Origin of the sequence: Vibrio ishigakensis (genome assembly GCF_024347675.1) — a bacterium.
Lineage (GTDB): Bacteria > Pseudomonadota > Gammaproteobacteria > Enterobacterales > Vibrionaceae > Vibrio > Vibrio ishigakensis.
In genome coordinates this window covers 70731-92877 of sequence record NZ_AP024882.1, presented here as the reverse complement: position 1 = coordinate 92877, position 22147 = coordinate 70731, and the positions used below count along the sequence as shown (strand labels likewise).

Annotated in this window: 18 protein-coding genes; 12 read left to right on the top strand and 6 right to left on the bottom strand. The window is 45.7% G+C overall.

Annotated elements, in window-relative coordinates; genetic code table 11:
* Positions 1–101: 101 nt before the first annotated feature.
* Positions 102–986, top strand: coding sequence for a LysR family transcriptional regulator (locus Pcarn_RS14220; RefSeq protein ID WP_261836580.1), 885 nt, complete (start codon positions 102–104; stop codon positions 984–986).
* On the opposite strand, the gene Pcarn_RS14215 is transcribed toward Pcarn_RS14220, so the two are convergent.
* Positions 983–3391, bottom strand: a complete 2409-nt coding sequence (locus tag Pcarn_RS14215) for a phosphoethanolamine transferase (RefSeq protein WP_261836579.1) — start codon at positions 3389–3391, stop codon at positions 983–985. The genes Pcarn_RS14220 and Pcarn_RS14215 overlap by 4 nt on opposite strands.
* 171 nt (positions 3392–3562) lie before the next feature.
* On the opposite strand from Pcarn_RS14215, the gene Pcarn_RS14210 reads away from it, so the two are divergent.
* Positions 3563–5521, top strand: coding sequence for a metallophosphoesterase family protein (locus Pcarn_RS14210; protein ID WP_261836578.1), 1959 nt, complete (start codon positions 3563–3565; stop codon positions 5519–5521).
* A gap of 8 nt (positions 5522–5529) precedes the next feature.
* Positions 5530–6402: an ROK family protein gene (locus tag Pcarn_RS14205; RefSeq protein ID WP_261836577.1), complete on the top strand. Its 873-nt coding sequence runs from the start codon at positions 5530–5532 to the stop codon at positions 6400–6402.
* On the opposite strand, the gene Pcarn_RS14200 is transcribed toward Pcarn_RS14205, so the two are convergent.
* The 4 genes from Pcarn_RS14200 to Pcarn_RS14185 form a co-directional block, all read right to left on the bottom strand.
* Complete coding sequence (locus Pcarn_RS14200) at positions 6364–6804, bottom strand: GNAT family N-acetyltransferase (protein WP_261836576.1); 441 nt, start codon at positions 6802–6804, stop codon at positions 6364–6366. The two genes, Pcarn_RS14205 and Pcarn_RS14200, sit on opposite strands and share 39 nt — an antisense overlap.
* Positions 6805–6900: 96 nt before the next feature.
* Positions 6901–7320 (bottom strand): hypothetical protein, encoded by a 420-nt coding sequence (locus Pcarn_RS14195; RefSeq protein WP_261836575.1) that lies wholly within the window; start codon positions 7318–7320, stop codon positions 6901–6903.
* Between the two features lie 105 nt (positions 7321–7425).
* Positions 7426–8112 carry a DNA alkylation repair protein gene (locus tag Pcarn_RS14190; protein ID WP_261836574.1) on the bottom strand — a complete coding sequence of 229 codons (687 nt, stop codon included), beginning with the start codon at positions 8110–8112 and terminating at the stop codon, positions 7426–7428.
* 18 nt (positions 8113–8130) lie between these two features.
* Positions 8131–8778, bottom strand: a complete 648-nt coding sequence (locus tag Pcarn_RS14185) for a MurR/RpiR family transcriptional regulator (protein WP_261836573.1) — start codon at positions 8776–8778, stop codon at positions 8131–8133.
* Positions 8779–8951: 173 nt separating this feature from the next.
* On the opposite strand from Pcarn_RS14185, the gene Pcarn_RS14180 reads away from it, so the two are divergent.
* The 6 genes from Pcarn_RS14180 to Pcarn_RS14155 all read left to right on the top strand — a co-directional run bounded on the left by Pcarn_RS14180 (position 8952) and on the right by Pcarn_RS14155 (position 17384).
* Positions 8952–10352: a PTS fructose transporter subunit IIC gene (locus Pcarn_RS14180; RefSeq protein ID WP_261836572.1), complete on the top strand. Its 1401-nt coding sequence runs from the start codon at positions 8952–8954 to the stop codon at positions 10350–10352.
* A 57-nt stretch (positions 10353–10409) separates the two neighbouring features.
* Positions 10410–13031 carry a glycoside hydrolase family 38 N-terminal domain-containing protein gene (locus tag Pcarn_RS14175; protein WP_261836571.1) on the top strand — a complete coding sequence of 874 codons (2622 nt, stop codon included), beginning with the start codon at positions 10410–10412 and terminating at the stop codon, positions 13029–13031.
* Between the two features lie 4 nt (positions 13032–13035).
* Positions 13036–14727: an alpha-amylase family glycosyl hydrolase gene (locus tag Pcarn_RS14170; RefSeq protein WP_261836570.1), complete on the top strand. Its 1692-nt coding sequence runs from the start codon at positions 13036–13038 to the stop codon at positions 14725–14727.
* 11 nt (positions 14728–14738) lie between these two features.
* Positions 14739–15320, top strand: coding sequence for a fructose PTS transporter subunit IIA (locus Pcarn_RS14165; RefSeq protein ID WP_261836569.1), 582 nt, complete (start codon positions 14739–14741; stop codon positions 15318–15320).
* Positions 15321–15386: 66 nt separating this feature from the next.
* Entirely contained in the window at positions 15387–16574 is a 1188-nt protein-coding gene (gene manA, locus Pcarn_RS14160) for a mannose-6-phosphate isomerase, class I (RefSeq protein ID WP_261836568.1), read from the top strand.
* Between the two features lie 150 nt (positions 16575–16724).
* Entirely contained in the window at positions 16725–17384 is a 660-nt protein-coding gene (locus Pcarn_RS14155; protein ID WP_261836567.1) for a CatB-related O-acetyltransferase, read from the top strand.
* Between the two features lie 329 nt (positions 17385–17713).
* On the opposite strand, the gene Pcarn_RS14150 is transcribed toward Pcarn_RS14155, so the two are convergent.
* Positions 17714–18892 carry a mechanosensitive ion channel family protein gene (locus tag Pcarn_RS14150; RefSeq protein WP_261836566.1) on the bottom strand — a complete coding sequence of 393 codons (1179 nt, stop codon included), beginning with the start codon at positions 18890–18892 and terminating at the stop codon, positions 17714–17716.
* Between the two features lie 586 nt (positions 18893–19478).
* On the opposite strand from Pcarn_RS14150, the gene Pcarn_RS14145 reads away from it, so the two are divergent.
* Genes Pcarn_RS14145 through Pcarn_RS14135 form a run of 3 tightly spaced genes read left to right on the top strand, consistent with a single transcriptional unit; the run spans position 19479 to position 22124 of the window.
* Positions 19479–20462, top strand: a complete 984-nt coding sequence (locus tag Pcarn_RS14145) for an LPP20 family lipoprotein (protein ID WP_261836565.1) — start codon at positions 19479–19481, stop codon at positions 20460–20462.
* Positions 20463–20510: 48 nt separating this feature from the next.
* Positions 20511–21512, top strand: a complete 1002-nt coding sequence (locus tag Pcarn_RS14140) for a hypothetical protein (RefSeq protein ID WP_261836564.1) — start codon at positions 20511–20513, stop codon at positions 21510–21512.
* 3 nt (positions 21513–21515) lie between these two features.
* Positions 21516–22124, top strand: coding sequence for an LPP20 family lipoprotein (locus tag Pcarn_RS14135; protein WP_261836563.1), 609 nt, complete (start codon positions 21516–21518; stop codon positions 22122–22124).
* Positions 22125–22147 lie beyond the last annotated feature (23 nt).

Below are 22147 nucleotides of genomic sequence, written 5' to 3'. Positions count from 1 at the left end.
CGGTGAGTGCCGCGTCGATGGAGTAACTATATAGCTTTCAATTTGATAGATAATTAGCAATTTAATAAACTAATTGTTAAGTATAACTAAACAAAGCTCCTATGATCTCTCTCGACGACATGATGGTGTTTGCCAAGGTAGCGGAAAAACAGTCCTTTACTCAGGCGGCAGACGACCTCGATATTGGCAAAGCGCGGGTCTCGCAGATAGTCACCAAACTCGAGCAAAACTTGAATACTCGCTTACTTAACAGAACTACTCGCTCTCTGTCTTTGACCGATGCAGGGGCTCGCTACTATGAGAAGTGCAAGCTGATTGATGAGCTTGCGAGTGAAGCAAATGCCGAGACGCAGGATGTCAATCAAATGCCCAGTGGCACTATTCGTGTGGCCACACCTATCGCCGCTCTTGGAGGGCTGCTGAGTGAGTTTCTGAATCTCTACCCGGATATAAAGCTCGATATCATCGAGAGTGATGGCTACAGCAATCTTATTGAGTCTCGTTGTGACGTGGCATTACGCGCATCGTCAGCTTTGGAGGATTCAAGCCTATACGCGGTGAAGCTGGGATATTTTAGCGACATGCTCTGCGCAACGCCCAAGTATCTCGAGCAAAATGGAACCCCAGCAAGCGCAGAGGAATTGCTGGACTTGGATTGGGTGAGCCATCACATTGTTCATGGAGATAAACAGCTAACCTTTACCAACTCTGAAGGAAAAGTGACTCGGCTGGCTCACAGTCCCAAGGTTCAGCTTCGCACCTCGGCTTCGGTAAAAAGCTTTGTGCTAAATCACGTGGGCTTTGCCATCATGCCAAGCTTTATGGTGAACGATGAGCTAGAGCGTGGTGAGTTAGTGCGAATCCTACCCGAGGTTCATGACCTTAAGATCCCTATCTACGCTGTCTATCAGGAAAAGGCATTGATGCCTCTTAGAGTGCGCGCTCTTATCGATTTCTTGAAGGAAAAAGGTGATGCCTTTGGTTAGAGTCTGAATCGAGTGTTGTGAATGACAATCACGTGCTTGAAGTCTTTGTTCGCCCCAGCTCGAACAAGTTTGGCCTCGAGATCTAGGTCACTCGCTTTAAATGATGTCCAAGTGTTCATCTCTAGTTCGAGAGGCTCTACTACAGCCTTCTTGAGGCTCTCCTCTACGAAGGAAAGTAGCGAGATATCGAAACTCAGCGATCGCATCTTTTGACCTTTGAGTTGTAAAAAGAGGCCCTTAGCATAGTCAGTTATCTCTGCTTCATTTGCTTGCTGCAACTGCTGAGATAACTGCGTTGGTAGGTAATAGCTCATCTTCCAACCTAGGCTGCTAAGCTTGGCTATTTGAAGGGAAGTCGAGGAAGTTTCGACTAGAGTTCTTGGTTTTATTTGATAGCGACTGTCCAAGGTTTCTAGCTGTTCGACTACATCCTCTAAGTTGTTCTGGTCGAGATTTTTTACATCGAACCACAGTGCTTCGAACTGACCGTTTTCAAAGGCTAGATACTCTTCTAAGCTCTGCCCAGACAGTGTTTTCTGACCATGACCTAGCATTAACTTGCCGCTCTTTTCATCGAAAATCAGGTCAACTTCTATCTGTTTAAAGCCTTGATGTTTGGCATCATCCATTGCGCCTACAGTGTTTACTCTGTGTGCCATCAGGTTTTTGTCTGCAAGTGCGGTTTGTGCCTGATACAAAGGTAGACTTTGAATAGCAACAGTAGCGTGCATGGTCTTGGCACTATGCTCATCAAGCTCGTAATCGGCAGAGCCTAAATCGAAGGCATCTTCTCTTAGGCTGCTTTCAACCTGCGTGAGGCCGAGCACATATTCAAATAATAGGTCGTTAGTGAATACACGGTCTTGGTTTGATTTAAGCTCAGCATGTTCGCTCGCTGTCCACACCAAAAATGGGATTTCTGCCATGGTTTCCTTAAATCGACGTGCATCGTGACCCAGTTTTTCAAACACCTCTTCGCCATGGTCTGAGAAGAAAGTCATCGAGCTAAAGTGCGGGGTTTTGGATACCAGATTAAATGCTTTCTCTAGCACCTTGTCGGCATAGGCTACGGTCTCGTCGTAGCAGTCGTTTTGTTTGCTGCTATAGAGATAGTTTGATGCTGGGGACAGGGAGTTAGGCACTCCCTTGATGCGGTCACAGTAGGCGATATGACTTCCCATCATGTGCAAGACGATAAAGTGGTTTTGATTGAGGTCTTGTGTAGATAGGTAGCTTTCGAGCTCTGATACCAAAGCCATATCTGGCTTTCGGGTGAAGTCAGATTTGCCAACGTTGGTATTAATGAAGCGCACGTAGTCGCTTTCATAGGCGAGTGCTGAGGTGTGATTGTCCCACTCTCCTGCGGAGATCTGATTGCTGATCCATGCGGTTTGAAATCCGGCCTGATTGAGCACATCGATAAGGGATGCGCTTTGGAAGTAATCCAACTGGTTATATTGATTACTCTGAGTTAACGCTAAGGTTAACACCTCCATGGTGTGGGTATGGCTTGAGTAGGCATGCTCAATCTGGATCGGCTTCGATTCGGTTATCCAAGGTGTGGTATTACGGCGATAACCATAGCTAGACATATGGAAACGAGACAGTGATTCACCGATCACCAGAAGATGAAGACTAGCATCGCTGGTTGCCGTCGCGCTGTATTGGTAGTTTGATGAGTCGCGCTTGTTAATGACCTCGTGTAGCTTTGCTAGCTCGAAATGGTATTGTTTTGCATGAGCGAGGGAGTCGTTAATGCCCGTAAAACTGGCGGGTAGAGTGGTCGCAATTGCAGACATAGCAATTAAAAGCAGGGCAAATAGAGATGCCGATATATGCGTTGTTCGCGGTGAAAAGAGCCATAACCCAAGCAGTGACAAGCACAATACAATTATGCCTGTAGCCTCGCTGTCGGCAAGAAAGCCGACATATTCCCATGCCTCTTGAGTGTTGGTCTGCAACAGGGCAAACACTAGCTCTTTGTCCATACTGCCGTAGTAGAGGGCAGTGAGTAACATGGTAGTGGCCAACAAGGTAAGGGTGATGGCAAACAGTTGACTGATAAGTCGAACTACCTGATATCGAGAGTGACTCATTAAGAACAGCAGTAGCCAGGTGTTGCTGATAACGATTAAGGAACCATACTCCGGGGCACTTGTGAGTAGTTCTTTATAGGAATACAGGCTTAGAGTACTGAGCAACAAGCTGATACAAAGGCGTTTGCTAGCCTCAGGATAGATAAAGGCAAAGATGAGCCACAACAGACTAGAGCTTAAAGCGAGTCCTTGCTCAAAAAGCGTAGCGGACTCGAAATAGCGAAAGCCCATCGCCAAAAAAGTGGTAAACAAAAGCAGAAATAACAGGCGCGCCAATCCGCCGCGAATCCCTGCAAAAGGTATATCCATACACCTAAGCCCAGTTATCTTCCTTGAACCTTAAGTATAGAGTCGGTTTTGTTCATGAGTGCTCGAGATTTGCTCAGAAAAGCTCTCTGCAATTGTTTACATAACCTTGGCTTTCAGTAATCTATATCTGGTTACACTTTAAGTCCCATTGAGCCAAGGACAACACCTCAATTGACGATTGAACACAAGCCCAACATCCCGCTTCTTATTGCAGGTCCAATACTGCGCCGTGTTTCTTGCACTGAGCTGGCTATCTGGTTGGCCACCAGTCAGGATGTCGAGATAAAGCTCGAGCTAGCACCGAATGGGGGAGCTAGACAGAGCTATCATCTAAAGCCAAATAGCCAAGGCTTGATCAGTTTAGATTTCTCGCCGGCGCTAAAGTATCAATTATTGGATATTGAGCTAGAGTCAGAGCTACCTACAGATAGCGTCATAGAGTATCGTCTCGAACTTAAATCAGGTGATACCTGGCAAGATATCACTGAGCTTGTGCCAGAATTGCTCTATCCAGAGCAAGATTCTCTTCAATTTCGAATTCCACAGCGTGTGCGCTCGCTACTGCACGGTTCATGTCGTAAGCCTCATTATCAAGGCACTGACGGCGTGGTTGAGGCGGATAAGTATCTGCAAGGCCTTATCGCAAAGGAGCATTCTGAAGTAGAGAACGAGTGGCCTTCGATGTTGGTGATGTCGGGCGATCAGATCTATGCCGATGATGTGGCAGGGCCTATGCTAAGCGCAATACATCAAGTGGCGAACATTCTTCAGTTTCCGGAAGAGCGGTGGGGAACCGACCCAGATTCAGATGTCACCATGAGCAGTGGCGAACTTTACCAGCATCCAGATAGCTATTATCAGCGTGACCAACTCCTGCCGTGCACTGAAGACAATCGTAATCTGGTGAAGACACTGTTTGGCGGGGCCAAGAAGCCGATTTTTACCAGCACCAATGCCGACAATCATCTCATCAGTCTGGGTGAGTATATGGCGTGCTATCTGCTGTCGTGGTCGAAAACGCCTTGGCAGCTAACTGACACTGCTATGCCGCCTACAATAGCTCAAGCGAAGCTGGCTTTGTATCAACAAGAGCAGTTGGCGATGGAAGACTTTATCGCTGGCCTGACAAATGTTCAGCGGGTGATGGCGCATCTGCCGGTTGCCATGATCTTAGACGATCACGATATCACCGATGATTTCAACCTTCATCGAGGCTGGGAAGAGACGGTATATAGTCATCCGTTATCCAAGCGGATGGTAGGTAACGGCATGCTGGCTTACCTTATTAATCAGGCTTGGGGGAATAGCCCAAACACCTTCTTACCAAGTATGTTTGAAAAGGTGCAACAGGCATTGAATGCGCCAACAGAGCCATCGTTCGATGCGCTATTGGATAAGCTCATTAAACTCGAAGCGTGGGACTTCGAATGGCAAACCTCACCGCCGCTTATAGTGCTGGATACCCGCACGCGTCGCTGGCGAAGTGAAAGTTCAGCCACACAGCCTTCTGGCTTATTGGATTGGGAGGCGCTAACTGAGCTTCAGAATCGCTTGAGTGGACATTCTTCTGTGCTTTTGGTTTCAGCAGCCCCCATCTTTGGGGTCAAGCTGATCGAGGTCATTCAGCGTATCGTTACCGCGTGTGGCCATCCCCTTGCGGTGGACGCTGAATATTGGATGGCGCATCCGGGTACCGCGCAAGGCATCTTGAATGTATTTCGTCACAGGAAGACACCACAGAATTTCGTGGTGCTCAGTGGCGATGTGCATTATTCGTTTGTATATGACGTGGAGCTAAGAGGGCGCCATAACAGTCCAGAAATCTGGCAGATCTGTAGCAGTGGTTTGAGAAACAGCTTCCCAGAGCCGCTGCTCGGCATTATGGATAAACTCAATCGTTGGCTCTATTCTCCGCGCTCACCACTGAACTGGTTCACAAAAAGACGCTTGATGCGCATTACCCCAAGAAAGCCTATGGGTGCACCCTCAGGACGGCGCTTGCTCAATCACTCAGGTATAGGTTTAGTTCAACTGGATGAAGAGGGTAGGCCTACCAAGATAGCCCAGCTCATTGGTGAGGGAAGAGCGGTCGAGTTTGAGGGCCGTGAAGAAGAAGCGAATTGGCACTGAGTGTTGTAATGAAACGAGTTTTAGCCATCGATATTGGTGGTACCAATATCAAATACGGCATCGTCAATGAATGCCTTGAGTTAGAGAAAAACTTTTCGGTAAAGACGCCTGCTCAAAGGGCAGGCAAAACCGAGGCGCTCCTCAAAGAGATCATCAGCCAGTTTCCAGATGTTTATGGTATCGGCTTTAGTATCGCCGCTGGCTATGACCAACAAACTCAAAGAGCAGTCTCTATCAGTCGCAGCGTACCAGACTTAGGTGAGATTGATTTTAATGCCTTGGGTAATGGTCTAAAGGTGGCGGTTGAGAACGATGTAAACTCCTTTGCACTGGCAGAACTTCACGCGGGCAATGCCAAAGGCCTATCCAATGTGGCTGTGGTAGTGATCGGCACCTCTATTGGTGGTGGGGTCATTATTAATGGTCAGCTCTTTAGCGGTAAGAAGGGTAACGCTGGTGAGTTTGGCGCAACGCTGTTGCAAGATTATGAGGTATCCCCCTTTGTTGGCGCCGAAGCGGGATGCCGCGGTTTGCTCACCAAGGTAAACCGAATCTCAGATGATCGCTACAGTCTGATTGAAGAGTTTTACAATCTGAATGACTTGGCTATTCAGTCGGTGATCCGCAAAAATAATCGACAGATCTCAGCCATGATAGGCAGCATCATAGCCGTGCTTGGCCCAGAGCGAGTGCTTATTGGCGGCCCTATCACCAAAGAAGCGGGTTATCTTGAAGAGCAGATCGAAAACCTCAATCAGATTGAACCCGAATATCTTGAGTTCTGCGATATCATGCGCTGTAAACATACAGATAAAGGCGCCTTGATTGGTATAGCGTCCAAACTAATCCGAGATGAGTTTCTGCATCGAGATAAAGTCTGAGTCTTGCTCAGTTATTTGATAATTGAGCTTTTGATAGAAGCGAATGGCTGATTGATTGCGAGTAAAACTAGATAGAGTCACGCTTGTCTTTTGTGACTCTAAAGCCAATCTTTCAATCAATTGCATCACGCCCTTGCCTAACCCTTGTTCTTGATAGTCCGGCAACAAGATAAGCAAATGCAGATGCAAAGAGTGTGCGGTTGGCTTAAAACAAACGAGGCCAACTTTATCCCTGCTGTGATAGAGCCAATGAAACCATTTTTGGTCGTATTCTTGCGCTAGCCTCTGCTTTTGAAATGCCTCATCCCATCCAAAAACCGCCTTTACATGCTCAAACAAAGCCTGCTTGTATATCGCAAATATCTGCGGCCATTCATCTTGAGTTATAGGCTCGAACGTCATTTTGGTCTCGTTAAAGTCTTTACTAAAAACATTAACTTTCAATATGTTGCAAGGTCAATAGCCCCTAGTTGGAGTTAGGGGCTAGGTCCTTACTTTTTAAACCATTGCAGGCTTGCGTGATTTGCCGAGCACCAGTGTGTCGTAGTCTTGTAGTAGATAAAGCACGAAACAGGCGGCGAGCATTGGCCAAGCGGTGAAGAACAATAGGTTATTGAACGGGTCGAGATACTTACCGAACGAGGATAGGGTAGAGCCAGCATGCAGCACTAAGATGGCCAGATAGGTAACGTGTTTCCATAGACCAAAAACAAACAGAGCCAAGAAGGCCATCTGGGCAATGCCCATAAAGATAGACATACCGATAGAGATATTCAGCCCGTAGAAGCCAGCAAACACCTTAACCGCGTGTTCAGGTACGAGGATCTTATCCAGTCCCCACATAACAAATACTAAGGCGATGGTGACGCGAAGGGTAAGAAGGCCAATGGAGAGTTTTTGGTTGAGCGAGCTGTTCATACTATTCCTTATAAGTGATTCGAAACTCTTCTCTCTAGACCTAAGCAGATTCAGCTTTCTTACACAGTTAGAGGTAACAATTTGTTTCGAAGCAAAAGGGAGAGCCTAGTCGACAATGCCGCGACTCTTAAGCCACTTTAGTCCTTCTCGTCTAGCAAGCCCCTCAATCTGCTGAGACTTAATAAATTCGATTACACAATTTGCATCGGTTTTGGAGTATTCGCGAAGCGCCCATCCAATGGACTTTTGAATGAAGAATTCGTTATCCGTTTGGTTCTCTTTGATGAGCTCAAACAGAAGCTCAACGTCTGTCACTTGCTTGAACTTAAGCTGGTATAAAATGGCGGTTCGGCGTAGCCAGATATCGTCAGAGTTGCGCCATTTTTGGATATATGACGACGCCTGCTGAGGGTGGTTAAGGTAGACAGTAGCCACAACATTAGTGGCGAGCATATCCACCGTATCCCACCAAGATTTAGTGGTAATCCACGTTTCGAGCTTTGGCAGAATATCAGCTGAGAGGTGTTTCTTGCGCTTGATGAGCAGGTCTATAGCCACCAGTTGATATTCTCTTTCAGGCAGTGACCAGAGCTCATCCACGATACCTGTGATAGCCGACATCTCTGGCTGTGCTTTGGCGGTAAAGAGTGGCTTAAGCGCTTCGCGCCTTGGGGAAGATTGAATGCCAAGAAAAGCAAACCTGCCTCTCATGTAGGCCTTCATAGCCTTAGCATTCTCGCTATCTTGCAATGGTGTTAGCTGTGCAATAACGGCTTTGACCCAAGGTGACATGCGCCCTCCTAAATAGGCTTAAAACGTCAATAGCTCTTTGCCGATGGCATCCACGATGCTGAGAATGTGCAGCTGCGATTCACGACTATAAAGAGAAATGCCATCCACTTGCTCTTCTAACCCTACATTGAGGTGTGTGGACTGTGACAGGCTGGATTGACTCTTGCTGATGCTGATCACCTTTAACCCTTTGCGTTTGGCGTTGTTTGCCATCTCGATAACCGCTTGGGTTTCACCTGATTTACTTACCAGTAGCAATGTGCCTAGCTCAGCGCGGGTAAGTTGGTGGATATCGGTAATCACAAGATGAGGAATGTTCGCCAGCGATAAAAAACGCGACATATAGCTTGCGCTGGTAATGGATGCGCCACGTGAGTAGAGATAAACCACAGGTGAACGTTTTAATAGCTCAGAGATCTGGGTGATCTCATTCTTTGTCTCTTCCTTGATTCCCTCTGTGCCAGATTTTTTCTCGAGATCCGCAGCCAAGCGATACCTAAGCTCAGTGTAGCTGGCATAGCCCATGCGCTTGCACACGCGGTTCACCGAAGTCGTGGTGGTGAGTGCTTTATTGGCAATGGTTTTGGCCGAGATTTCTGGTAGTTCACTGGCGTGACTTATCAGAAATTCGTAAATGGTTCGCTCAATGCCTTTATAAGTGATCATACTTTAAGAGGAGACGGAAACTATATGAATAATATTAAGCGGGAATAAGTATCGAAATACATTGATTGATGTCACAAAAGTATCGTCATACGGATCTTGTACCATGAAACAGTATCTGCGCTCGGTGCTGCTCCATATACTGCGTCCATAAATAACGATAACGGTAAATCACCATGAGCAAAAAAATTGTTGCAGTGACCGCCTGCCCTACAGGCATTGCACATACCTTTATGGCTGCCAAGAAAATCCAAGCCTGGGCTGAAAAGCAAGGCTATGAGGTTAAGGTTGAAACCCAAGGCAGTGACGGCGTTAAGAACAAACTGACGGCCCAAGACATCGCCAGCGCGGACGGTGTGGTGCTGGCTGTAGACGTGCCTATCATGGATATGGAGCGCTTCGATAACGTCAATCCTCTTAAGGTTCGTACCCAAGAGCTGATCAAGCGTGTGGACGACTTATTGCCTACCGCTTTTTTGCGTGGCAAAGAAAAAACGACCGCTCAGGTTGAGTCGCCAGATGAGAAGCGCTCTGCGTATCAGGTGGCGATTGGTCATATCATGACGGGTATCAGCTACATGCTGCCGGTTGTGGTTTTGGGTGGTTTGCTTATGGCGGTAGCCAAGATCACCGGTGAGTTTATCGATATCTCGGGTACGCCTATCGAAACTCTAGATAAGCTTGGCTTCATGACTATCAAGTTCATGTATCCAATATTTGCTGGCTATCTTGCCTATTCTATCGCCGGTAAACCCGCGCTTATTCCCGCCTTTATCGGTGGCTTGATGACCGATGAGCCCTACAAGCGCTTCTTTGATTTAGAGGGCTGGGCGCCATCAGGCTTCTTTGGTGCTATCGCCATTGGTTTCCTAGTGGGTTATCTGGTTCGTTACCTGAATGACGTAATCAAGGTGAAGACCGAGCTCACGACCCTTAAGACCATGCTGCTGGTGCCTGCTGTTACTGGTGTGGTGATGGTATTGACCATGGAGTACGCCATCAACCCGTTCTTTGGCGCGGTAAACCTGGCCATGATTGACCTGTTTACCCAAGCAGGGGATGCAGGACGCGGCGTTTATTCTATGGTGATTGCTGCCGGTACGGCCTTTGACTTAGGTGGCCCAATCAACAAAGCCGCAGGCTCGGTAGCATTGGGTCTGAACGGCATGGGCGAGGGCTTTGACCTGATTGCTCGTGAGCTAGGTATCGTAATCCCACCTATCGGTGTTGGCTTGGCCGCTCTATTGGATGGTCGATTCCGCAAGCCTGTATTCAGCGCTGAAGAGCAAACCATAGGTAAGACATCATTGATGCTCGGCATGATCGGTATCTCTGAGGGTGCGATTCCATTTATTTTGAAGAACCCTAAGATGATTCCAATCATGATCTTAGGCTCCATTATCGGTACTCAACTGGCGGTTGTGTTGGATGTTTGGCAAAGCCTACCACTACCAGCTGTATGGGGATGGTTCCTATCCTCAGATCCTGTGAGCTACACCATTTCAGTATTTGCAGGCTCCATGTTTATCGCAATAGCGCTCCTGCTTTGCACTAAACCTCAACCTTCAAACACCTAATTCCATCAGCCCTCCGAGTGGGGGCTGAACTTTCAAGAGATACTAGAGAATTCCCCCATGGCTAAAGTTCATGTCATTCCGCACACTCACTGGGATCGTGAGTGGTACTTCACTCAGCAAGACAGTGATGTGCTGGCAACCTACAATTTCACTAAGGTGATCGAGACACTTGAGAATCAAGAGAGCTACACCTGTTATCACCTAGATGGACAGTCGGCCATTGTGGAAGACTACCTAAAAGTACTGCCTCACATGCGTGAGCGTATGGGTAACCTGGTGGCTGACAAAAGACTCTTCATCGGCCCTTGGTACACCCAGACCGATACCTACAATGTAGCGGGTGAGTCGATTATCCGTAACCTAAAGTACGGTATGCACATTGCTGAGCAGCTAGGGCACTCAATGCAAGTGGGCTATCTGCCAGATACCTTTGGTCACAATGCGCAGATGCCGACCCTGTTCCAAGGCGCGGGCATCGACAACATCATCTTCTGGCGTGGTATTGATTATGACCAGCAGGTAGAGAAGTCACACTTCATGTGGCACTCTCCAGGTGGTGATGACATCTATGCCTACAACCTAGTTCATGGTTATGGCGCAGCGAAGAACATTATCCCTGCAGATGAGCACTTAGATAAGAAGATCTTCCCTATGATTGAGAAGATCAAAGAGTTGTCAGGCCTTGATGAGGTGCTTATCCCGTCGGGTGGCGACCAAGTCAATATCGACCCTGAACTGCCAAATACCCTAGCTGTGGCGAGCGAGCGCTCACCAGCTAATGATATCTACAGCATCTCCTCCATGGAGAGCTTTGTTGGCTATCTTCGAGAGCAAAGCGAAGGCTTCGAAACCTATACGGGTGAGTTTAAAGCTCCAAGATATACCCGTATCCACAAGACCATAGGCTCGGTTCGCTACGACATCAAAAAGCTTAACTTTGAGATTGAGCAGTTCCTGTTGAAGAAGCTAGAGCTAGTGATCGCTATTGCTAAGGCTCAAGGTATTACAGTGCATACTGAGCTGGTTGATATCGCATGGAAGAAGATCATCGAATGTCACGCCCATGACAGTATTGGTGGCTGTAACAGTGATGCGACCAATGCCGACATCATGCATCGCCTTAAGCAAGCTGAAGAGATCTGCCACGGCCTTTACAACCTAGTCATCAAAGAGATTGCTACCAGCGCCTGTGATGAGTCTGAGGTGATGATCTTTAACGGTCAGCTTAAGCCATACAGTGGCAAAGCTAAGGTGATTGCATTCTCCAAGTCTGAAGCTATTTCGCTGTTTGATGGTGAGAAAGAGCTGACCTGTGAGGTTCTCAATAGAGAGACATTAGATGGCGGTATGGTCATCGAAGTCACCAAAGACGGTGAAAAAGAGGTGCCTGTTCCTCCGTACTATCGCTTTGAGCTCCTTGTGGAAGTGGAAGCACTTCCGGCTATGGGCTATCAGGTCTTCCAAGTCCTTGCGTCTGACAGTGCTAGCACCGTTTCGGCGAGCAATAACCAATACATTGAGAACGAACGATTCAAGCTTGTGTTTGAGAAGGGCAATTTGGCCTTGGAGGACAAACTCACTGGTCGCTCACTACCACAACTGCTGACGTTTGAAGAGCAGGCGGACGATGGTGATTCTTACGATTTCTCTCCGCTAGAAGGCGACACGCCGCTAACTACTCGTGAACTGAATTGGCTCTCAACTCAAACAGGTGAAATGGAGCAAAGCATGGCCCTGCAAGCCTCTCTTGCTGTGCCAAAGAATCTGGAATCACGCCAGCAAGGCATTATGGATGCTGAGATTGTGCTAGATATCCAGCTGACCCTGAACCAAGGTGATGAGCAGCTTAAGGTTGAGGTCAATACCATAAATCAGGTAGACGACCACCGAGTGCGAGTATTGGTTAGCTCAGATATTCAAACCGACACCTCAATCAGCACACAGCCGTTTGCGCTTATGCAGCGTGAGGTTGCTCCAAACCTTGAGGGGTGGCGTGAGAAATTCCGCGAGTGCCCAATCGATATCGAGACCACAGACGGCGCGGTAGCTATCGCTGAGCACGGCAAGGGCTTAATCGTGAATGGTCGTGGCATCAAAGAGTTTCAAGTGATCAAAGGGGAGCGCTCTGACGCTATTGCGCTGACTCTATTCAAATCGACCGGACGATTGGGTAAGGACAACCTAACTTGGCGACCAGGTCGTGCCTCAGGTATCAACAACACTGTGGTTTATACCCCGGATGCTCAGCTACAAAAATCAATGAGCTTTGAGTTCTCTATCGCACTTACCGATAAAGTCGATCACCAAACTATACGTCGCCTAGAGATGGACTACCTAGACGCGCCGTTTAGCTATCAGAAGCAGTCCCTAAATAGCTTTGAAAATCGTTTAGAGCGCTTCCAAGTGCGTTTTGAAACGCGCCCTAGCCAGAAGCAATTCAGCCTTTTTGAGGTACATCAGCCGCTAATGCTATCCAGCATAGGTCACTCGTTTATTAAAGATAACGCGGTGATAGTGCGTCTGTTCAATGCCACTGACCAGGAGCAGATTTTGGATATCACTCAGTTTGCCCAGTTTGGTGAGGTAGAAAGGGTGAACTATCGCGAACACACTCTAGCTCAAGAGTGGGCAGTAAAAGCAAACAATTCAATCGATATTCGTGTGACGTTTAAGGTGTAATCAAATGAACGAAAAGATTTATAACAAGGTCGCGGCCTTATACGGCGAAGACCAAGCTACAACTATTACCTCTGATATTCATGCGCTTATGCAAAAGTGGCAAGGTAAAGCACCAAACTATGCGGATTGGGTGGATGAGAGCACGGCTTATTTGATTACCTACGGCGATAGCTTTCACCAAGAGGGTGAGCCAACGCTCAGCACTATGAAGCGCTTTGCGGACAAGTATCTGGCTAACGCTATCTCAAATATCCATATCCTGCCTATGTTCCCGTATACATCGGACGACGGCTTCAGCGTTGTGGATTATCGTAAGGTGGATCCGGAGCTCGGCGACTGGAATGAATTGAACGCACTGTCAGAAAACTTTGACCTTATGTATGACTGCGTGATCAACCATATCTCAAAGAGCAGTGATTGGTTCCAGCGCTTCTTAGCGGGCGATGAAGCCTATCAAGACTATTTCGTTGAGTCTGATCCTAGCCTAGATTACTCGAGTGTGACGCGCCCGCGCGCATTGCCACTTCTGACTCCGTTTACTAAGGCTTCAGGTGAGACAACGCACGTATGGACCACCTTCTCTGACGATCAGATAGACATCAACTTCAAGAGCCCAAAGGTACTGCTAGAGAGTATCGATATCCTGTTGATGTATGCCGCTAATGGTGGTCGTTCAATCCGCCTAGATGCTATCGGTTTTATCTGGAAGGTACTCAATAGCAGCTGTATCCACCTACCTGAGGCACACGAGATCATCAAATTATGGCGCATCATCTTAGATGAGGTGATGCCGGGTACCCTTATCATTACCGAGACCAACGTTCCGCATAAAGAGAACATCTCTTACTTTGGCGGCGGTGATGAAGCGCACATGGTGTATCAGTTCCCACTGCCACCTCTGACCCTGCATGGGTTTATGAGCCAAAATAGTTCTGTGCTGACCCAGTGGGCGCGGGGCTTGACTCAAGAGGCGATGGACTCTTTAGAGCAAGGCAAGAAGACTACTTATTTTAACTTCTTGGCCAGCCATGACGGCATTGGTGTTCGTCCAACCGAAGGCATCTTGAGTAATGAAGATAGAGCCATGATGTGTGCTGAGGTGGAGCGCAAGGGTGGTCGCGTAAACTACAAGAACAACGGTGATGGCACGCAATCCCCATACGAGCTTAATATCAACTACTTAAGCGCAATCACAGAACCTAGTGACTCTATTGACACTAAGGTGGCTAAGTTTGTCGCGGCTCAATCGATCTTGCTGTCATTCATCGGTGTGCCTGCTATCTACTATCACAGCTTCCTAGGCAGTGAAAATGATGTACAGGGCATGCTGGACTCAGGCATTAACCGTCGTATCAACCGTGAGAAGTTCGCACTTGATGCCATTGAGCAAGAGCTTGAACAAGCGGGCTCACTAAGAAATGGTGTCTACTCTAAGTTGACTGAACTACTGTCTATTCGTAAGCAGCAACAGGCGTTCTCTCCGAGTTCATCTCAGCAGGTTCTTGAACTGGGTGATGGCTTGTTTGGCCTAAAACGTGGTGAAGGAGCTGAGGCTATTTACTTTGTGGTGAACATTACTGAGAAGTCACAACAGGTAACTCTTCCTCAGGGTGGTAGCGATCTGGTTTCAGGACAGGCTATGGACGCGCAGTTTGAATTGAATCCATATCAGTTTGTTTGGCTAAAACAACAATAAGAGAAGCGAACATGAAATTATCGAATCTAACTTCAGAGAATCTAATCGTTCTAGATGCCGTGTTTGAGAGTCGCATTCATGCGATTGAAGCCCTGACTGACAAAATCGACCAAGAAGGAAAGCTTACCGATAGACAAGCCTTTTTGGATGCAGTGATGAAGCGTGAGGAAGAGGGACCAACTTGCTTAGGTGAACACCTTGCTGTGCCACATGGAAAATCCTCTGCGGTTACCGAACCCGTGTTTGCGTGTGCGTTTGTAAAGCAAGAGCTGATGTGGAACGGCATTGATGGTGATGAGCCAGTTAATATGATCTTCTTGCTGGCGATCCCGCCAGCAGAAGCGGGCTCTACGCATATGGAGGTGCTGACTACTCTTACCTCATCTTTGGTGGAAGACAGCTTCCGTGAGCAGCTACTGGAAGCTCAAACCGAAGGCGAAGTGATGGCGCTGTTTGGTCACGAAGATGAAGCAGAGGTTGAGCCTTCAGACGAAGAAACCCCAGTGATGGCCCGCGATATCAGTCATATCGCCTACCCAGTCGTGCTGGGTGTGGGCGTCGCGATTTCAGCGCTATTGTTCCTGCTGCTTTAGTTCGTTTTTGATAAGGTGCACTCGCTCTGCTCTGTGTAGGCGGGTGCCGAAAAGTGAGAAGTCATAGTGGCCATCTATAAACTTGATAACGTCATTCAGAACTATGCTTGGGGGAGCAAAACCTCTATCAAAGAGCTGTTTGGTATTCCTAACCCTGATGATCAGCCTCAGGCTGAGATATGGATGGGTGCCCATCCGAACGGCTGTTCCAAGCTTGCGGAGTCAGGGCAGTTGCTATCTGAACTGATCTCGGCTGATCCTGAGTCTGTCCTAGGCCAATACACTCAGAATAGGTTCGGTGATCTGCCTTATCTGTTTAAGGTACTGGCTGCGCACACTCCACTTTCGATTCAAGTGCATCCAAGCAAACAAAAGGCAGAGCTAGGTTTTTTGCGTGAGAATGAGCAAGGTATCCCTCTGTCAGCGGCGAATCGAAACTACAAAGATCCTAACCACAAGCCAGAGTTGGTGTATGCGCTGACCTTTTACAAGGCGATGAACGGCTTTCGCCCAATTGAGCAGATTGTTGCCTTGTTCCGAGAGGCTGAGATCCACTCATTTAATCATGAGGTCGATGCCCTTGCTCAGCAGCCAAACCCTCAAGGTCTGCAGGCGTTCTTTAGCTCTATCATGTCTCTTGAAGGTGAGAAAAAACAGGCAGCGCTAAATGAGTTGTATCTGGCAATGGAGCGCCCGCCTAAATCGCCAATGGGCAAAGAAGCATTGCAGTACAGCTCGAGTTTTCGCGAGCATTACACAGATGATATCGGTCTGTTTGCTCCCTTGATGCTAAACACCATAGAGCTTGCGCCGGGTGAGGCTATGTTCCTGCATGCAGAAACTCCTCACGCCTATGTGCAGGGGACTGGACTTGAGATCATGGCCAACTCAGACAACGTGCTTCGAGCAGGCCTGACACCAAAGTATATTGATGTGCCTGAGCTTATTGATAACACTGTGTTTGAGCCTATTCATCCTCAAGATATCAGGCTTACACCTACCACGACCGGCGGTAAACTGAGTTACCCCATTCCTGTTGAAGACTTTGGATTTGAGATCCTCACAGTGATTGACGAAACTGGAACCGAGCACCTGAGAAGCGCGGAGATCTTATTCTGCATCGAAGGCGAGGTAGAGGTTTCTACCCAAGAAAAAAGCGTGCAGTTGAAAGCAGGCGAGTCAGTGTTCGTGAGTCATGAAGCAGGAACGTATCGCTATCAAGGCAGGGGCGCATTGGCAAGAGCCTTTAACTAGACTGAAGATACAGTTTACTTGTCTAAAGGAGCTCAAAATGAGCTCCTTTTTCATTGGTTCAGAGTTAGCATCAGAAGCATAGCCATGACCAAAGGAAAATCCTGTAGCTTGTGTGATAATAAGAAATTAAACCCCTGCGTGAACGACCCAATGAACCCAAATAATAAATATCCGATCAAAGATTTTAACAACACAGTGTTATTGAAGCCGCTTATTGCTGAGAGCGATGTCACGAATGTGCATGCTGGCGATTATAGCTATTACAGTGATTTTGAAGATCCAACAGAATTCTTAACCAAGAATGTCCTGTATAACTTTGGCATCTCTGGCAACTCTCTTCATATCGGAAAGTTTTGTGCGTTTGCCAACGGTGTGCAGTTCATTATGCCTGATGCCAATCACGCGACCTCTGGGATAACCACTTTCCCATTTGCTGTATTTGGTGAGAAGTGGGCAGAGGCTTTGCCGTTGAGCGATTATCCGTTCAAAAAGTTCAAAGACACGGTAATAGGCAATGATGTGTGGTTAGGATATGAAGTCACTGTGATGCCGGGTGTTTCTATTGGTGATGGAGCAATAGTAGGCTCGAAATCAGTTGTGGCAAGCGACATCCCGCCATATAGCATAGCGGTAGGAAACCCAGCGAAGGTGGTTAAAGCAAGGTTCACTGAAGAAGAGCAGAAAGTGCTGTTAGAGCTTGCTTGGTGGGATTGGCAGATCGAATTGATTGAACAAGCAATGCCAATTCTAGTTAAAGGAGACATACCTAAGCTGGTGGAGTTCGCCAAACAAAATGGGCTTGCAGTCTAGGTTCAATTGAAAGCGAAAAAGCACAGGCTCTCACCTGTGCTTTTCTGTTTTAGTTACGAACGAATGCCTTTAGAGTTGCTATCTCTTTACCTTCGCTTTCACCATATGGACGTATGGTATATTCACCGACATTGGCAGGAATGATAAAGGTTTCAGCATAGTGAACCACATAAGGTTCGAATGCGCCGCTTGGGCTCTCTACGATTGCCTCACGCCCTTCGATTAGGTTGATGACATTAACCTGGCCCTCGGTGTCGTGAGATACAGTCTCTGTGAACCAATGGCGGCGGGTTTCGATAAACTCACGCTCATGCAGCTCATTAGTGTTTTCAGGCAGCTCTCTCTATGTCTAGTTGACTAATGTCTTGAAAAACTCTGAGTTCAAAAAGTCCCAAAACTGAATATAAGTGTTCAAAGATTTCGGCTTGAACTGTTTCAAAGTGGTCCCAATTGGTATTCTTGGTGAAACAGTATACTTCAAGAGGAACTCCCTTAGACGAACAATCCAATTGACGGACGATAAGAGTATGTTCTTCGTTAATATCATCCCTTGTTCGCAAATAAGCCTTCACATAGAGTCGGAAAAGCCCTGCGTTGGTCAGGCATCTTTTCGCCATGTTATCACCCATTTCGTTCAATTGATTAGACTCACACAGTTCAGTTATCTGCTGGCGAATCAAAGGCACGCTCGCCAATTCTTGAACATGATTCATATCTAAAAACTTGATGCTATTTGCGTCTAACGCAATGCTTCTTTTTATCCTTCTTCCCTGTGTCGTCATGCTTCGCCAGTTTTTTAGGCCAACATTGAGTATTTCGTAGGTTGGGATTATAGAGGTTGTTTTATCCCAGTTTTCTACTGTAATGACATTAAGAGTGATGTCTTTAATCACACCATCCGCATCATATTTTTCTACTTCAATCCAGTCACCTTTACGCACTAGGCTATGTACATTAATTTTTATTGCAGTAACAGTACCTAAAATACTGTCTTTGAAGATAAGAATCAGGACCGCAGACATAGCTCCTATGCCACTAATCAACGCCATAGGTGGGATCTCTAGCAAGATAGTAATTATTAGAACAAGCATAATCACAGAAGTAACAATTTTAATAAGCTCAATAAATGGCTTAATTGGAATCGCGTCTAAAGATGAACTTCGTGAAAATTGGTCTTCAAAGAAATCCAGTACAGAGTGAACTACTAAAACTGAAAATAATAAAAGCCCAATTTCTGCCAGTTTACTGTACCACCCAACTACACCAAAGTATCGAAACCAAAAAATGCTAAAGATAAACCCAAATAAATACTGAACACGATGAAGAAAACGGATTTCATAATTACTTTTGACACTCTTGCTTTTTATGTCTAAGAAGCGAGATAGAATAGTTCTTACAATCCAAGGTATAAAACAGAACGAAATTGCAGTCATCGTGAATTGAAAAAAATGTTTCTCAATTTCAGTCAAGGACTGGTAGAGAGATTTGAGAGCTTCTAAATAATCCATAGCTACCTTGTATCTTACTTGTATTAACTTTTGTCCTGATTAGCACGATCTATGCTTCTTGGTTGGTTTTTATATAAAACAGGAATTATTGTGATTAATCAATAGTTAGAAGTACGTAGCTTATTTTCTCAAGTATTTAAACTATAGAAATATGAGGGTCAAGAATCAAACTAATCAATGAGCCAGTTCAAACTTTCGTTAATTAGCTTTGCCTAATTAATTTGGTTTTTTAACTTAGGAAGGGATTGACGACACCGAGCAGTCTGAAATTCAATCATATATCTGAGACCTTGGTTCTTTAAATCACTTTGCTATTGCTAAAAAAATTTTCGGAAACCAGAGGTATTTTGATTGTAATGCCATATCAGTTAAGGCGGACAGAATCGACTCTCAAGGGTAAGTTTCCCTTGGTTAGCTAGGTTGATTTTTCGGTCAGAATCGACGAAGTAAATGCCCGTACAATGCTATTCAATGTCAGGTTAACGTCAATTCTTGGTCAACTAATTGTATAAAAATTCTTGACAGCGTTTCTATTGCACCTATTATACCGTCTACATATACGTTAAAAAAGTAATGGAATTACAACATGTTATGGGGCAGAGGGAGCAGGATTGCTCTTGTTGTGGCCGCGTGCGGAACCATGTTACTAGGTTGTCAGTCGACCAAACCTAACTGGTACTCAAATCCGCAAACAAACGATAGCCAATATATCTATGCTGTTGCACAGGCAAGAACTTTATCGCACGCAAAAAAAATCGCGGTAAACAATATAAATGAAAGCCTATGGACGCAAGTAGATTCATCATCTTATATAAGAGAAACCTTAAGAGAAACCAACAATAAGGGTTCTTTTAATAGTCTTGTAGACAATAAAATAAATACAAGAACAGAGTCGCTAACTCTTAATGGTGTTGAATTCATGCAATTGGAAGAGAACGATCTTGGTGCTTTTGTTCAAGTGAGAGTGAAAAAGTCTTTAGTAGCACAGCAACTCAAAAAAGAGCTTGAAGAAATAGACTTTAAAGCAAGAACAGAGCTGAATAACCTTAAAAGTCAAGATAAGCTTGTCTGGTGGTTAGATAATAGAAGTGCTTTTCAATTGAAACACAATGCAAGTGTTCGAACTTCAATGCTAGTTCCATTAGATGGTACGTACAAATTCGTTACTACATCACTCGAATCTTATATTGATGCTTATGAAAAAACAGGAAATAATTTATATATTCGTCTGTCATCCGACGTGCAATCAAAGCAATCATTGCAGTTCTTAGGGGAACAGCTATCAGAGTTTAATATTGCGACATCAATGTCAAAACGTCATGAGCAAACGCATATTGTCTATGTTTCTTCGGAAAGGCGCAGAAATAAAGTAGCGGATGCATACATTTCAACGCTGGTTTCAAAAATCATAATATCAAATACAAAGAACCAAGTGATTTCACGTAGTGAGATTATCTCTACAGGTAACTCAGTAACTAGTTACAAATATGCTGATGAGGGGGCTGCTCGCCACTTTGATGAGCAAGTAAGGGAGAAAGGGGTTTGGGGTGCTTTAGGCTTAGTAAATTAGCATCCAATCCTTAATACAATAACCATAATGGAATATAACGGAGTTAAAATGTTAAAAAAAACGTTGGTAGCTAGTGCACTAGTAAGTACTTTGGCCGGTTGTGCAGGTGGTATTGATACAGTCTGTACGCCAGATACAAGAGTTGAATTGGAAACAGCAGAAGTACAGCTTCCTTCTTCAGAAAATATGAAGGTTGTAGTACTGCCTATTGATATAGATTTTGAAGATGTGGCGGCGAAAAAGATGCAGGCGGTGTTTCGAAACGAATTAGAATCTCAAATCAATAGTACTGGTGCAAACTTAGTTGATAGAAAAATAGCAAATAAAGTTAAAAGTGAGATTAAGCTCGCTGAGCAAAGTGGCCGTTTGAACACCAAAGGGGTCCCAATTGCTGACTATGCAGTTATTACTGAAATTACTTCCTCTGAACTGAGCAAGAGCTTTAAAGAAAGTTACACGTACGAAAATGATGACGGTGAAACAAAAGTCGTGCCTGCAAAGTGTCGTTATGACGTTGACGTCAAGGCAATTGCAAAAATAGTAGCTCTACCAAGTATGGATGTTGTAAAGCGCATTGAACTTGAAGGTGATACTTACGCTTCAACAGAGGCTCGCAACTCTAGTTGCCCGATTAGTGGTGCTCAGTACACAAGTATGGCAAGTAAGTCAGCATCTGAGGCTGTTAATTATTCTGCAGAGTTGAGGAAGACACTGGCAGCAAGCGCTCCTGTTATTGAGATGCGCCAATGTGAAGTTGGTAGCCAAGTTAAACTCGCTATGGGTAAGAAACAGAAGATAAAGCCTGGTGCTGATATTTTGTTTACTAATGCGGTGAAATCTCTTGAAGGTGAAACTGAAGTTTTCCCAATTGGTGAAGGTTATGTCGTGAATAATGAAATTAATGCTGTAACTGACAAATATTCTTGGGTTGTGATAGATGAAGAAACAGCTCTCAAAGTGCAAAAAGGCTCTATGGGTAAAGTAAACGCCTCAGTCGAGTGTTCTATGCTAGATCCCGAATGCCACCTCAAATCAAAACTAGGGTTCTAATTGATGAAAAAAATAATCATTGGACTAGTATTTACTTTTGGGTTAGCTGGCTGCCAAAGTACTAAATCCGTGCAAGATACCCATTCGGCAATGACTTGTTACTACCCTGAAGCATATGGAGTAGAGGCTCCCTCATGGATCTGTGGCCAAACACCAACAGACATTGAGTTGATGGGAGTAGGCCTTGCTAAGAAGTCTGCGGGTGGCATGAGTTTGATGCGCAAACGTGCAACTGAAAATGCCAGAGCAGACTTGGCAGCGGCGTTGCAAACCGACGTCAATGATATGCTGACCGAGGCCATTGCAACCTATAAAGAAGTTGTAGTAGAAAATGGCGCAGAAACCAGCGTTGATAAAGCCGAAGAAAATATTGAGAGAGTGCTTCAAACTGTGGTCTCAAAGACACTTGCAAATACCCGTGTAGCAATGGTCACGACTGATCCCAAAGGTAATATGTATGCCCTAGTAAGCATGGATAAGCCTACTTATGACCAGCATGTTAATGAGGTAATTGACTCTGTAAGTAACTCAGACTCAGAGCTTTGGAACCAATTTAATAATGAGAAAGCGCAAGAAGATTTAGCAGCAGCCTTTCAAGCTCTCAAAAAGTAATTGCGATTTAAAGCTTCACTAAA